The sequence below is a fragment of the Dyadobacter sp. OTU695 genome, from assembly GCF_038440355.1.
In the GTDB taxonomy this organism is placed as follows: domain Bacteria; phylum Bacteroidota; class Bacteroidia; order Cytophagales; family Spirosomataceae; genus Dyadobacter.
In genome coordinates this window covers 412,949-426,722 of sequence record NZ_JASATN010000001.1, presented here as the reverse complement: position 1 = coordinate 426,722, position 13,774 = coordinate 412,949, and the positions used below count along the sequence as shown (strand labels likewise).

At 50.5% G+C, this 13,774-nt stretch carries 11 protein-coding genes; 8 read left to right on the top strand and 3 right to left on the bottom strand.

The window, feature by feature from the left end:
• The 3 genes from AAHB90_RS01910 to AAHB90_RS01900 all read right to left on the bottom strand — a co-directional run bounded on the left by AAHB90_RS01910 (position 1) and on the right by AAHB90_RS01900 (position 5,482).
• Complete coding sequence (locus tag AAHB90_RS01910; RefSeq protein WP_342083211.1) at positions 1–3,498, bottom strand: TonB-dependent receptor; 3,498 nt, start codon at positions 3,496–3,498, stop codon at positions 1–3.
• A 165-nt stretch (positions 3,499–3,663) separates the two neighbouring features.
• Positions 3,664–4,803 (bottom strand): FecR family protein, encoded by a 1,140-nt coding sequence (locus AAHB90_RS01905; RefSeq protein ID WP_342083210.1) that lies wholly within the window; start codon positions 4,801–4,803, stop codon positions 3,664–3,666.
• 91 nt (positions 4,804–4,894) lie between these two features.
• On the bottom strand, positions 4,895–5,482 hold the full coding sequence (locus tag AAHB90_RS01900; protein WP_342083209.1) for an RNA polymerase sigma factor: 588 nt from the start codon (positions 5,480–5,482) through the stop codon (positions 4,895–4,897).
• A 190-nt stretch (positions 5,483–5,672) separates the two neighbouring features.
• On the opposite strand from AAHB90_RS01900, the gene AAHB90_RS01895 reads away from it, so the two are divergent.
• The 8 genes from AAHB90_RS01895 to AAHB90_RS01860 all read left to right on the top strand — a co-directional run bounded on the left by AAHB90_RS01895 (position 5,673) and on the right by AAHB90_RS01860 (position 13,772).
• Positions 5,673–6,629 (top strand): isopenicillin N synthase family dioxygenase, encoded by a 957-nt coding sequence (locus AAHB90_RS01895; RefSeq protein WP_342083208.1) that lies wholly within the window; start codon positions 5,673–5,675, stop codon positions 6,627–6,629.
• Positions 6,630–6,687: 58 nt separating this feature from the next.
• Positions 6,688–7,830: a chromate efflux transporter gene (chrA, locus tag AAHB90_RS01890; protein WP_342083973.1), complete on the top strand. Its 1,143-nt coding sequence runs from the start codon at positions 6,688–6,690 to the stop codon at positions 7,828–7,830.
• Positions 7,831–7,904: 74 nt separating this feature from the next.
• The gene (locus AAHB90_RS01885; RefSeq protein ID WP_342083207.1) at positions 7,905–8,288 is read left to right on the top strand and encodes a UPF0175 family protein; all 384 of its coding nucleotides are present in this window, start codon (positions 7,905–7,907) and stop codon (positions 8,286–8,288) included.
• Positions 8,289–8,295: 7 nt separating this feature from the next.
• Entirely contained in the window at positions 8,296–8,559 is a 264-nt protein-coding gene (locus AAHB90_RS01880; protein WP_342083206.1) for a hypothetical protein, read from the top strand.
• A 92-nt stretch (positions 8,560–8,651) separates the two neighbouring features.
• Entirely contained in the window at positions 8,652–11,627 is a 2,976-nt protein-coding gene (locus tag AAHB90_RS01875; protein WP_342083205.1) for a glycoside hydrolase family 3 N-terminal domain-containing protein, read from the top strand.
• 63 nt (positions 11,628–11,690) lie between these two features.
• Complete coding sequence (locus AAHB90_RS01870) at positions 11,691–12,011, top strand: DUF721 domain-containing protein (RefSeq protein ID WP_342083204.1); 321 nt, start codon at positions 11,691–11,693, stop codon at positions 12,009–12,011.
• 18 nt (positions 12,012–12,029) lie between these two features.
• The gene (locus tag AAHB90_RS01865; protein WP_342083203.1) at positions 12,030–12,962 is read left to right on the top strand and encodes a S66 peptidase family protein; all 933 of its coding nucleotides are present in this window, start codon (positions 12,030–12,032) and stop codon (positions 12,960–12,962) included.
• Between the two features lie 9 nt (positions 12,963–12,971).
• Positions 12,972–13,772, top strand: a complete 801-nt coding sequence (locus AAHB90_RS01860; protein ID WP_342083202.1) for an SDR family oxidoreductase — start codon at positions 12,972–12,974, stop codon at positions 13,770–13,772.
• Positions 13,773–13,774 lie beyond the last annotated feature (2 nt).

The following is a 13,774-nucleotide window of genomic DNA, read 5'->3' as shown; positions in this document are numbered from 1 at the left end:
TCAGAATGAAATGTCAACACCAAAATTCACCACCTTCTGAATGGGGTACCAGTCGCCGCTACCTTCGCGGGTCTCGGGATCCATATCCGCCTCACCGAGGCCATCCCATGTCAGGAGGTTCATACCCTGCACGTAAATGCGGAAGTTGTCGATACCGATCTTTTTGATCGCCGTTTTTGGCAGGTTATAGCCAACTTCCACGGTTTTAAGCCTGACATATTTGGAATCATAGAGGAACAGGCTGCTGGCGCCATTCTTGTTGTTGCTGTGGTCTCCGAAATGCAATGCAGGATAGGTGGCCGTAGCTGCTGTTTCGGGCGTCCATCGTTTAAGGTGCATGGGTTTCACCTTCCCATATTTATCCTGGTTAAACAGGGGGAAATCGTAAACTGCCGCTCCCGAAAGCTGTACCGAAGCCCTCGCTGCTCCCTGGAACAGTGCGCTGAAATCGAAATTTCTGAAACGCCCTCCCACCGGCAAACCGAACATGATCTCGGGGTTGCGCGGGTTACCGACGGCCGTACGGTCGCCCAGGTCGTCTATCTTCCCATCATTATTCAAATCCTTGTAAATCACATCGCCGGGGCGCAGCGTACCAAACGACTGAAAGCCGCTACCGCTATTCATGGCATTCAACTGGTCGGCTTCTTCCTGGTTGGCCACGAAACGGTCGAAAATATAGTCGAAATGCTCATCGATACGCTTGCCCGTATTGGCCCGGCCTGGCGATGCATATGGTATTTCGTTCATGAAAATGATCTTGTTTCGCGCAAATGTGAAGTTAGGTCTGATAAAATAGGTAAAGTCCTTCCCGACGGCACCGGTCCAGCCGATTTCCAGATCGAAACCCCGGTTGTTTACGATCCCTGAGTTGAGGTAAGGCGCATCTTTACCCACAATATCCGGGAAGCCGAGCTTATTCCCGCCGCTCATGTCGGTAATAATGTCGTAACGGTGCTCGCGGAAAATGTCGAGCGTCAATGTAAGGTGCTTCAGGAAAGTCGCATCGATACCAATATTGGCTTTTCTGGCCTTTTCCCAGGTCAGGTCAGGGTTTGCGAGGTCGCCTTCCTGCAAGTACCCGCCCGCACCCGAGCCGAAATTATCCGTACCGAAATTGTAGTCATTGTCCCTTCGGGTAAAGTACTGAAGGTAAATGAACCGCCTGTCATTAGGCACCTTATCACTTCCTACCAATCCATATGAACCTCTGATTTTCAGGTTATTCAGCCAGCTTTGCGCACCGGTCATGAACTTCTCTTGGGAAACCACCCAGCCTGCCGCAACCGAAGGAAAGAAACCGTACCGTTTGCCTTTCGCAAAGTTTTCCGAGCCATTATAGGCCGCATTCATCTCGAACAGGTAACGGTCGTCGTAACCATAGGTCGCACGCGCTGTTATGCCCTGATAGCTAAATGGAACCTGGTTGTTGATAATGCGTCTCGACCGGTTGAAAAGTACCATTCCCGACACGTCGTGCAGCCCGAAATTGCGCATATAATCCAGCTTGGCCTGTACATAGGAGCGGCTGTCGGCATCCTTATGGTCAAACTCATTGCGGATCGTCTGGTCAATATCGTACTTGTTGCCCGACTTATATGCACCGGTGTAATGCCCCGGCGTCCGGAACACGTCCGCACCGTCTACCGGAACGAAAGTCGCATAGCCCGGGTATTCGCGATACCCTTCCGAGTAGGTCGTCACGTCCCGGCGGATCCAGCCTCCATTAGCCGCGTCATAGGAGAACATTCCTTCGATGGAAAGCCCTTTCGTAATGAAATTGAGCTTATGTCCCAGCGAAAAAGAGCCGTTCAGGTAAGTGTTTTTGTCGTTCAAAAAACCGGTACGGCTGAGTTCTCCCAGGATATTGAAACGGTAAATCTGGTCTCCATACAGCATTCCGAGCGGGTTATTCGCTTCGTACACTTTGTTGGCAGGGTTCCCATTCGATTCCACGACGATCGGCAGATAGGAAGGCTGGGTGTTGGCCATTTCCACAATGCGGTTTGCCGTGGTACCTGGTGCATTACGGTCGGTAATGCGGGCCCCGATGTCCAGCTTCGCATAAAAGTTGTCCGTAATGTCGATATCGATGTTCGAACGGAAATTGTAGCGTTTGAAAACAGCTTGCGTATTATTAGCGGTCAGATCCGTGTGCCTGTAGTTGCCATCCTGCTGGAAGTAGTTGGCCAGGACGAAATACCTGGCCCTCAACGATCCACCGCTAATAGACAAACTGTAATCATGCTGCACACCCGGTTTGAATGCATAATCGAAATAATTCCAGTTGTAGCCCAACCCGTCGGAGTTATCACCCTTTGCCTTACGGAAATCGGCAATGGCCTGCTCCGAAAAGAGGTTCAACGTCGCAGGGTCGGCATCCGGGTTGTCGTTTCTCCTTGCCTCATTATACAGCATTGCGTAGTCAGCCGAGCCCAGGTAAGTTGGAAATTTCACCGGTTTGTTGATCCCGACAGAAGCCTTGAAATTCACAGTCGCCTTGTCCTGCACCTTTCCCCGCCGGGTCGTGATGAGGATCACCCCGTTGGCCCCGCGAACACCATACGGCGCTGTGGCTGAGGCATCTTTTAAAATGGTAAATGTCTCGATCTCGGAGGGTGCGAGGTAATCCATACTCCTTTCCAGCCCGTCGATGATCACGATCGGCGCCTTGTTTCCGTAAGTGGCCGTCCCGCGGATGAAAATATCGCTCCGGTCCACACCCGGCTCCCCGCCGCTGAACTGGTTAGCAAACAAACCTGGCAACCTTCCCGCCAAGGCATTGGTAATGCTCGCCGTCGGGCTCTGTTTCAAATCTTCGGTGGTAATGGTCGCGATGGAACCGGTAATAGTCGCCTTCCGCTGAGAGCCATACCCTACAATCACGATCTCTTCGAGGCCATTCAGGTCTTCTTCCAGCTGAATGCTGATCGTCGTTTGCGCGCCTACCGGTTGCTCCTTTTTGAGATAACCAATAAAGGAAACCACCAGCACATCCCCCTGCTCGGCTTCCACGGTAAACTTCCCGCTCGCATCCGCCGACGTTCCCTTATCCGTCCCTTTCACAATCACCGTTGCTCCGGGCAAAGGGTTACCCTTCGCGTCTGTAATCGTGCCGGTGATCTCGCGGATCACTACCTCGGGCATGGTCGGCATACTGATGTTCTGAACGGGCCCGGGCCCGTTATTTTCTTCCTTTTTGTAAATCGCGATTTGCTTACCTATTACCTTATACGTCAGGTCTGTTCCTTTGAGCGCCGCATTCAGAATGGCCGGCACAGTTTCGTTTTTAAGGTTCAGGTTAAGCGTAGGCTCCTGCTTTCCCAAAAAATGGTCATCCCTGTAAAATATGCGGTAACTGGTCTGTTCCTGAATCTGCCTGAACAGTGTAGCCAGATTTCCGTTGCGGATTTTGACATCCATCCGGCTTTTCTGGGAATACCCCGTTGCATGCACGCTCATCATCGCGACCCATAACAGCAGTACTGTTAGTTTCATGATTCTCAGCAATTTTGATGGGTGCAATTCTCCCAATGGGCAATACCCTTTTTGGTCAAATTTTTTCATAAATTTGAATGGACTTTTGTGAATACAATGGTTTAAAGATCACTTGCTTGCCGGCAAGTGTGAAGGATCGGGAAACGTTGCCGCGTTTCCCGTTTTTTATGGTTTGATAGTGCTTTCCTCCAATACGTACCTCCTTTCGTTAGGTTGCTGTTTGAAATTGAGTGATGTGATCACGGAAATCGCTTCCAGAGTACTGCGGATGTCCTCCTGAAGGTCGAGTGTACCACCAAATGTCACGCCCGCAAGTTTCTGTTGTTTCAGTACAATATCGACGCGGTAGTATCGCGACAATTTCTTTAAGATCTCAGTCAATGGCGCGCTGTTCAGGATCAGGTAGCCGTCTTTCCAGGAAACATATTCGCGCACATCCACTTGCTCCGTTTGCAATGCTGCCCGCCCCTGGTCGAAAACCGCCCGCGTGCCCGGCGTGATCCTCGTTTTTGTCGATCCGAACAATGCCTGCCGCTGGGTGGTGAGTTCCACACTGCCCTTCGCCAGCACTGTTGCCGTGTAAGGATCGTCATCATAAGCACTTACATCGAATTCCGTCCCCAGTACTTTTACCTCCATATCTTTGGTATGCACATAAAACGGCACGTCTTCGGCATGTGTTACAGAGAAAAACGCCTGGCCTTCGAGGTAAACCTCACGCAGGCGCTTGTCGAAACGCGACGGGTATACCAGCTTCGAGCCGGAGTTCAGCCAGATACGCGTCCCGTCGGCAAGCGTCAGCACCGATCGCTTGCCGTATGGGACGATCAACATATTAAATTGCTGATCCCCGGCCACCTGCTGGCCAATTGTTGATGAAGAGTCAACCTGAATGAGCGCACCATCGTTTTTATATTCTACGCTCGAATTTTCTTTCCGCAAGCTCACTGAACGTTCGTCGGCGAGGATGAGGCGGGTTTCTTCCGGTGCGCCTTTCGCGCGAAAGGCCACTTCCTGCATTGCACGTGCCGAATCCTCGTAAAAAACAAGGTAGCCGACGCCCGCCAGTAACAGTAATGTCACCGAAGCCGCTGCCGCGATCCAGAAGGTACTGAACGATTTTTGCTTTTTCTGCGAAACAGATTCTTCTATCTGGTTCCGGAGCACCTCTTTTTCAGACGGGGCGAATGTTTCGTTACGGAGGGTTTGAAACAGCAGCTTCGCCCGCTCCCCGGCTATTCTCTCCTCTTCGGACAGATGACCCGGATCCGGCGACGGCTCCTGCTTGTTGTTTTTTCTTTTCATGGAAGCACTTGTTTGAACTACAAGAGCACAACATGCATTAGATATAGACTTCTGAAAGGATTTATTTTAACTAAAAACAGAAAATATTTTATTAACAGCACATTATCAAGAAGATAGCGCCAAATTCCAGCTTACCGCGCAGCTCTTTGAGTGCCCTGTAAACAAATGTGCGGCAGGTAGGAACGGAAATCTGCATGATTGCGGCGATTTCGTCGTAATCGAGGTCCTGGTGGAAGCGGAGGTAAAGGATCTCGCGCTGACGATCGGGGAGCTGGTTGATCTCCACCGCAAGATAGTGCAGGATTTCACGCTCTTTTTCGTCCGTGATCAGTTCCTGCTCTATGCTGAACGTAAACGCGTGGATGGCTAGCGAATCCTCCGTGTCCCAGCGGTCGAAACGCAGCATCGACGATTTCCGGTGTGCCAGGTGCAGCTTCCTGCGGAGTGATTTCAGGAGGTAGAATTTCACATTGACTTCCCGTGCCAGGTTTTTCCGGTACCCGTGCAAATCGATAAACAGATCGTGAATGCAATCCTTCACGAGGTCACGATCGGCGCTGTACCGCATTCCGAATGCGTACAGCTCGTCGGCATACTGGTCGTAAAGGTCGCTAAACGCATCGGAATCGCCGGAAATGAAGCGTAGCCAGGTATCATGGTCCGGGTCTGAATGTGTCATAACTCAAAGTTCAATGCATATTTCCCGAAAACATTTCTCCAAAACGGGCTTTAAATGTAATGAGTATCCAATAAAGTTATCAAATATCTCCTGTTTCTTCTTCCTATTTTTATACCGGCATGTAGGATGCGGCCGCATATTTGTCAAGTCTGAAGATACTTTTTACTTTGCATCAAAAAAAGCAATCAACATGGAACCAGCACTACTGAATGAAGTCCCGTCGCTCGATTTGGCCGATTTTACATCGGGAGATGCCCAACGCAAGCAGCAATTTGTAAAAGACCTGGGCGCGGCATTTACCAACATCGGTTTTGTAGCCATTAAAAATCACGGGTTAAGCGACGCGCTGCGTAACGATCTTTACGAAAATGTAAAGATATTCTTCTCGCAACCGGACGAAGTCAAAAAAAAGTACGAGTTCCCTGAGCTTTTCGGTCAGCGCGGTTACATTGGCAAAGGCAAAGAAACTGCAAAAGGTTTCAAAGTAGCCGATTTGAAAGAATTTTATCATGTAGGGCAACCTGAGCCGATCGGCCAGATGCCTTCCAACATCTTCCCGGAAGAATTCCCGGATTTTAAAAAGTATACCCTCGAAGTTTACCATACCTTCGAAAATACCGGCAAAACGCTGCTCCGCGCCATCGCCATTTACCTGGATCTGCCGGAGGATTATTTTGAAGACAAAGTCAAAAACGGCGATAGCCTGCTGCGTGCCCTGCATTATTTCCCTATTCCGAACCCCGAGCTCGTGCCGGAAGGTGCGGTAAGGGCGGCGGCGCACGGCGATATCAACCTCATTACCCTGCTCATGGGCGCCAGCGCGGAAGGGCTCGAAGTGCTCCGACGCGACGGTCAATGGATCCCCATTACCGCATTACCCGACCAAATCGTCGTGAATGTGGGCGATATGCTCGACCGGCTGACGAACCACAAGCTCAAATCCACCATTCACCGGGTAATAAACCCGCCCCGCGAGAAAATGGGGACGTCGCGCTATTCCATTCCGTTTTTCATGCACCCCCGCGCCGACATGGACCTGACCAGCCTCGAAAGCTGCATTACCGCCGAACATCCGAAGCTGTACACCAACATGACTGCCGGGGAGTTTCTCGATGAACGTTTACGGGAGCTCGGTTTGAAAAAATAAAAGTACCCTCAGCTTGTCCTATCCACCCATCCGCCGCTTTCGTTACATCATTTACCTGATGGACATCCTCTTGTTGTCGCTGACGGCATTCGGAGGACCGCAGGTACACCTGATGATGATGATCGAGCGGCTGGTACACAAGCGAAGGTATGTCACAGAAGAAGAATTGCTTGAATTACAGGCACTTTGCTCCATCCTGCCCGGCCCAAGTTCCACGCAGACAGTCACAGCCATCGGCCTTAAAATAGGCGGGCAGCCGCTCGCCTATTTGACATTGCTGGTATGGTCGCTGCCGGCGATGATCCTGATGACACTCGCTGCCATCGGCATCCATTACCTCGAACGTAATGCCATTTCGCTTGATTTCACGCGGTTTGTGGGACCTATGGCCGTTGCATTTTTGATGTATGGCGCTTCTTCCATTGCCAGGAAGGTTATCCATAACACTCAGGGCTGGACTTTCCTCGTCATTTCGACCATCCTAGCGTACATGTACCCGTCGCCTTACATGACGCCCGTGCTCATTGTGTGCGGGGGCGTAGCGTCCTCGCTCAATTTCAAGAAGCATGAGAAGATGGAAAAGGCCGAGATCCGCATCAAATGGCGGCCCATTATCTTCTGGATTTCAGTATTAATCACGGCTGCTATCATTGGTAAGATCACGAACTCATTACCGGTAAGGCTCTTCGAGAACTTTTACCGGAACGGCAGCCTCGTATTCGGCGGCGGACAGGTCCTGATCCCCATTCTTTACAACGAATTCGTCGAATTCAAACATTACCTCACCGAACAGGAGTTCCTCGCGGGCATGGCACTTACGCAGGTTGTGCCGGGGCCTGTATTTTCGATCGCCACATTTGTCGGAAGTGTTTCGCTGCAAACGCACGGCTGGTTTGGTCAGATCGTCGGCGGATTTGTGGCGACAGCGGGTATCTTTCTACCCGGCACCTTCTTCATCTTTTTCGCCTACCCATTCTGGGACCAGCTGAAACGCTACCGCGGCATCCGGGCCTCCCTCGAAGGTATCCACGCCGCCAGCTGCGGCCTCACTATCGCCGCCGCGATCTCACTCTTTCAGCCGATGATGACGAACATTCAGCCCGTCATTACCGTCATCGCCACACTCATTGTTGTCGCATTTGGCAAGGTCCCCTCCTATGTGATCATTCTGGCCGGGTTGTTGCTGGGGCTGCTGTTCTAGGCATTTTGCTGGGAGAACGGGAAACGTTGTGTATATTTACTTAGACTTCATTGCAAAATTCAACACGAAGGTATATGCTTCTGGAACTCAATGATAATGTAATCAACAGCACCGGGCTCACGGATGACGAACTAAGAATCGAACTCGCCGTGCGTCTGTACGAAGATGGTAAAGTTACTGTCGGCCAAGGCGGCACCATGACCGGGTTGGGTAGTATTCGCTTCCAGCAAGAACTCGGAAAACGCAAAATTGCTTGGCATTATGATATCGAGGACTTCGAAGCAGATCTGGAAACTCTAAGAAAGCTTTCCAGTGATCGTAATAAGTGGCACCTCTGTTATCAGCGGACTTGTGCAATCGGGATATTTACACGTCCTCCAAAATCTCTATCAACGGATAACAATACCGAACTGAGTATATCTGGAATTGCAGGACTTATATGCCGAGTTCCGGCATAAACTTGAATTGGATTGGATCGAAATCAGAGAAGTTCCAAGTACTTCTCTTTTGAACGAGCTAACCGAAGTTCTTGATCCCGGTGAGGCAGAAGCAATTGTGCTCGCGACAGAACTGGGTGCGGATTTACTTTTGATTGACGAAATAAAGTGCCGGGCCGTCGCTACTCAGATGGGTTTATCTGTGATCGGGACCTTGGGTGCACTGGCGGAAGCGAAGGAGAAAAAGTATATAAATGCCGTAAAGCCGGTGATCGAAATACTAGTTAATTAATGCGGTTTTTGAATCAAGCCAAGCCTCATTGAAAGAGTTTTAAAATCAGTAAATGAATAAATAATAGTACCAGCATACGTTTCGCAACCCCAATGACCAGACACCACCTAGCCCTATTAACTCTCCTTTTCCTAACAGCATTTACTACAAAAGCCCAGATCAGTACGCCTCCCGGCTTTTTGCAACACAAAACCAACGCTTCCCGGCAATGGGTCGATTCTGTTTTTGCTACGCTGACACCCGATGAACGCATTGCCCAGCTCATCATGGTCGCGGCTGTGTCGGACACCAAACGGGCGTTGATCGACCCGAAAACCAGCAGCCCGACGGCGGTTGAAAAACTGATCCGTGAAAATAAAGTGGGTGGCGTCGTGTTTTTCCAAGGCGGACCAGTGCCTCAGGCGCGGCTTACCAACTACTATCAATCGATTTCGAAAGTACCGTTGCTTGTGGCGATGGACGCGGAGTTTGGCCTGGCAATGCGGATCGACAGTACCGTTCGCTATCCTTACCAGATGACGCTTGGCGCCATTCAGGGCAATAACGACCTCATTTATGAAATGGGCGCGCAGCTCGCAAAGCAGGCGCGACGGCTGGGAATGCATATCAATTTTGCACCGGTCGCAGATGTGAATAACAACCCGAATAATCCTGTGATCAGCTTCCGGTCATTTGGAGAAAACAAATATAAGGTGGCAGAAAAGGCGGTTGCCTACATGCGCGGGATGCAGGACAATGGCCTGCTCACGAGCGCCAAGCATTTCCCGGGCCACGGCGATACCGGTACCGATTCGCATTATGACTTGCCGCTGATATCGCATTCAGCGCAACGCATTGATTCACTGGAACTTTACCCGTTCCGTGTACTTATCAACAACGGACTGAGCGGTATGATGATCGCGCATTTGAGCATTCCGGCTTTGGATAAAACGCCCAACCTGCCTTCCACACTCTCTAAACCGATTGTTACCAATTTGCTGCGCAGCCAACTGGGTTTTGAGGGGCTGATTTACTCCGATGCAATGAATATGAAGGGGGTAACCAAATATTTCCCCGAAGGCAAAGCCGATGCAATGGGACTTGAAGCGGGCATGGACCTGCTGGAATTTACCGAAGATGTGAACAAATCCATTGCAGAAATCAAAAAGAGCATCGCAGAGGGTAAGATAACGCAGGCGGAGATAGACTTCCGGTGCCGCAAAGTGCTGGAAGCCAAAGCCTGGGTGGGCCTTAATCATTACAAACCGGTTGACCTGAATAATTTATACGAAGACCTCAATCCGAAAGCCGCCGAACTGACTAACCGTCTGCTCACTGAAAAGGCTCTTACGGTACTCAAAAATGACAACAGTATTCTCCCGCTGCGCGAGCTGGATACCCTGAAAATCGCCTCTATTTCTGTTGGAGCCGATACGGTGACTACTTTTCAAAATACATTAGGCCTGTACACCACCGTCGACCATTTCCAAATCCCCGCCAAGGCTACGGCTGAGCAAATTGAAGCGGTCCGTTCGAAATTGAATGCTTACAACCTGCTCCTGGTGGGTGTGCATTTAAGCAGCATTTCCCCGCGGGCCAACTATGGCCTTACCGAGCCTATGAGCACCGTTTTACAGGAACTGATCGCGACCAAAAAAGCAGTGGTATCCGTTTTTGGGAATCCCTATGCTCTGAACAAAATACCCAAAACCGACGATGCAAAAGCTTTGGTAATGGCCTACCAGCTCACGCCTTACACACAGGATTTGTCGGCCCAGCTGATTTTCGGTGCCATTCCGGCGCTGGGCAAGCTGCCGGTGACTGTCAATGCGCAATATCCTTACAATGCGGGCATCCAGACTCCGGCGCTGGGCCGGTTGAAATACACTATTCCGGAAGAGCTTGGGCTGGATTCGAAGGTTATTACCTTTAAAATAGATTCCATTGCCAATGCGGCGGTGACGCAAAAGGCTACTCCGGGCTGCGTCGTGCAGCTGGCTAAAGACGGCAAAGTGTTTTTCCGGAAAGCGTACGGAAAACATACCTACGAGGGCAATCACCCAGTAAAGTTAACAGATTTGTACGACCTCGCCTCGGTCACCAAAATTACAGCCTCCACACTTGCATTGATGAGCCTTTGGGACGAGAAAAAGTTCGATCTGGATGCGACGATGAAGGATTACCTGCCCGATTTCGAGGGTTCCAACAAAGCAGATCTGCAATGGCGCCGTGTGCTCACGCACAGTGCCCGCCTGAAAGCATTCATCGTACTTTGGAAAGAAGCACAAAAGCCCGACGGCAGTTGGAAAAAGAAGACGTTCAGCACGAAGCAATCAAAACGCTACCCGACTTCGGTGGTGGGTGACAGCCTGTTTATTTTCAAGAATTACGACAAAACGATATTCAAATCGATCCGCGATTCTCCTCTGAATGAAAAGGAAGGCTATGTTTACAGTGACCTTTCATTCATTCTTTATCCGCAGATTGTCAAGCGGTTGAGCGGTGAAAATTTTGAAGATTATGTCAAAAACCATTATTACCACAAACTCGGCGCTAATACGCTTACTTTTAATCCAAAACGCTTCTACAAACTGGACGACATCGTACCAACCGAGCGCGACACGTTCTTCCGCATGACGCAGCTGCACGGCCAGGTGCATGACGAAGCGGCAGCAATGCTGGGCGGGCTGAGCGGCCATGCCGGCCTTTTCGGTACTTCCAATGATGTGATGAAAGTATGGCAAATGTATTTACAAGATGGCTACTACGGCGGGCAGCAACTGCTGAGTAAAGACGCGCTGATCGAATTTACGCGGTACCAATACCCGGAAGAGGGAAGCCGTCGCGGTATCGGGTTTGACAAGCCGACTTTCAAATATACCGGCAATGCGCCGAGGTATGCGAGCCCATCGAGCTTCGGGCATACAGGTTACACGGGCATTATGACCTGGGCGGATCCTGCGTGGGGACTGAATTATGTCTTTTTGTCGAACCGGGTGTACCCGACGCGTGAGAACAATAAGATTTCTACGATGAATATCCGGACGTCGATTATGGACGTGGTTTATGAGCAGTTTTTAAAAAAGTAACCCGGGTTACTCGCGCCGAACTCCGAACTTGCTACCTTTGTAATTCACGAACAAGGTTATATTATGTACTATCGATTTGACAAGGAAAAAGCGTCGCGACGGCCCGGAATCACGCCGTTGAAGGAAGCTATTGATCAAATGCTCGACAGGTACAAGCTTCGTAACCGTTTCGACCAATCCTACGTGGTTGCGCATTGGGACAAGATCATGGGTTCGGCCATTGCTTCCCGCACCAAGAAAGTGTATATCAAAGACGGCACCCTGTTCCTGCAAATCGAATCCGCGCCACTGCGCAACGAACTTTTCCGCGCGAAAGCTAAGATCATCGAGCTCATCAACCGCGAAATGGGCAGCAACCTCGTGCAGGATGTGATTTTTGTTTAGCACTGCATATTAATCTGAATGAATTCAATCCAGTTTCCTGCATTTTTGAAACCCGGTGACCGTGTCGGGGTGGTGGCTCCGGCGAGTATTGTGAAGTATGAGGATGTAATCCCCGGCATTAAGTTGTTTGCGGAACAATGGGGCCTGGAAGTGGCGGAAGGGCAAACTTTAAGAACTTCTTTTAATCAATTTTCGGCTTCTGATGAGGACCGGCTGGCTGATGTGCAGCAAATGCTTGATGATCCTTCCATTAAAGCCATAATCGCTGCCCGCGGCGGGTATGGCTGTTCGAGGATCGTCGACAGGCTTAATTTTGATCAATTTCTCAAAAATCCGAAATGGATCGTCGGTTTCAGCGATTTGACGGCCTTTCTTGCCAGAACTTTCCAACTCGGCTATGCAAGCATTCATGCGCCGATGGCTAAAACCATTACTTGTGCAGGCGCGGAAGTGGCGGCGGAATCACTCCGACAGATGCTTTTTGGAGATTTACCTGCTTATGAGGTGCCGACACATCCACTAAACCGCTTCGGAAATGCCACAGCGCAGGTTGTTGGCGGAAACCTTTGCCTGCTCGCGCACATGATCGGATCGGAAACGGAGACCGATACCGACGGGAAAATCCTTTTTATCGAGGATATCAATGAATACCTGTACAACCTCGACCGGATGATGATCCAGCTGAAACGATCGGGCAAACTCGATAAGCTGGCCGGGTTAATCGTGGGGCAGTTTACAGACATGAAGGACAATAACAGTCCGACATTCGGGAAGGACTCTTATGAGATTATCGCTGAGCATGTGGCTGGGTTCGGGTATCCGGTATGCTACAACTTCCCGGTGGGCCACGTCGGCGATAACCGTGCAATGGGCGTGGGCATGCAGGCTGCATTGAGCGTGTCGGAGCATGCTGTGCAACTCCGTTTTTTATCAACCTCCACGGCTGAATAGTTAAAAGATATGACAAACTTCAAGGACAAGGTCGTCTGGATCACGGGTGCATCCTCGGGCATCGGCGAGGCATTGACCATGGCATTTGCCAAAGAAGGGGCGAAACTGGTGCTAACCGCCCGTCGCGGTGAGGAACTGGAACGGGTAAAACAACAAACGGCACTGCCCGACGCAGATGTACTCGTCCTTCCGCTGGACGTCACCCAGTTCGACCAGGCCGGGCCGGCTGCCGATAAAGTGATCGCGCATTTCGGGCAGATTGATGTGATGGTCCACAATGCTGGCGTAAGTCAGCGTTCGTACATCCATGACACCGATCTGGAAGTATATCAGAGCCTGATGAATGTCAACTTTTTCAGCACGGTTGCGCTTACCAAGGCGGTGTTGCCGCATATGATCGCGCGCCAATCGGGGCATTTCATTGTGATGAGCAGCGTAGCGGGGAAAATCGGTACCATTATGCGCTCGGGCTATAATGCCGCCAAACATGCCTTGCAGGGCTTTTATGATTCACTGCGCGCCGAAGGCTATCAGCATCATATCAAAGTGACTACCATTTGTCCCGGCTACATCCGCACGAACATTTCGTTGAATGCGTTGAATGCGTCGGGCGACAAATTCGGCAAAATGGACAGCAACCAGGCCAAAGGCATTCCGGCCGACGTTTGCGCAGAAAAGATACTGGACGCTGTCAGAAAGGACAAAAAGGAAATCTATATCGGCGGGTTCAAAGAAGTTGCCGCTATTTATCTCAAAAGGTTCTTCCCGAACCTGCTATTCGACCAGGTCAGGAAGAACATTCCCGAGTAATA

Coding starts and splice junctions, on each gene's coding strand:
- AAHB90_RS01895 (WP_342083208.1), top strand. CDS start 5,673: ATGGAACCAGCACTACTGAATGAAGTCCCGTCGCTCGATTTGGCCGAT.
- AAHB90_RS01905 (WP_342083210.1), bottom strand. CDS start 4,803: ATGAAAAGAAAAAACAACAAGCAGGAGCCGTCGCCGGATCCGGGTCAT.
- AAHB90_RS01900 (WP_342083209.1), bottom strand. CDS start 5,482: ATGACACATTCAGACCCGGACCATGATACCTGGCTACGCTTCATTTCC.
- AAHB90_RS01860 (WP_342083202.1), top strand. CDS start 12,972: ATGACAAACTTCAAGGACAAGGTCGTCTGGATCACGGGTGCATCCTCG.
- AAHB90_RS01875 (WP_342083205.1), top strand. CDS start 8,652: ATGACCAGACACCACCTAGCCCTATTAACTCTCCTTTTCCTAACAGCA.
- AAHB90_RS01865 (WP_342083203.1), top strand. CDS start 12,030: ATGAATTCAATCCAGTTTCCTGCATTTTTGAAACCCGGTGACCGTGTC.
- chrA (WP_342083973.1), top strand. CDS start 6,688: ATGGACATCCTCTTGTTGTCGCTGACGGCATTCGGAGGACCGCAGGTA.
- AAHB90_RS01885 (WP_342083207.1), top strand. CDS start 7,905: ATGCTTCTGGAACTCAATGATAATGTAATCAACAGCACCGGGCTCACG.
- AAHB90_RS01910 (WP_342083211.1), bottom strand. CDS start 3,498: ATGAAACTAACAGTACTGCTGTTATGGGTCGCGATGATGAGCGTGCAT.
- AAHB90_RS01870 (WP_342083204.1), top strand. CDS start 11,691: ATGTACTATCGATTTGACAAGGAAAAAGCGTCGCGACGGCCCGGAATC.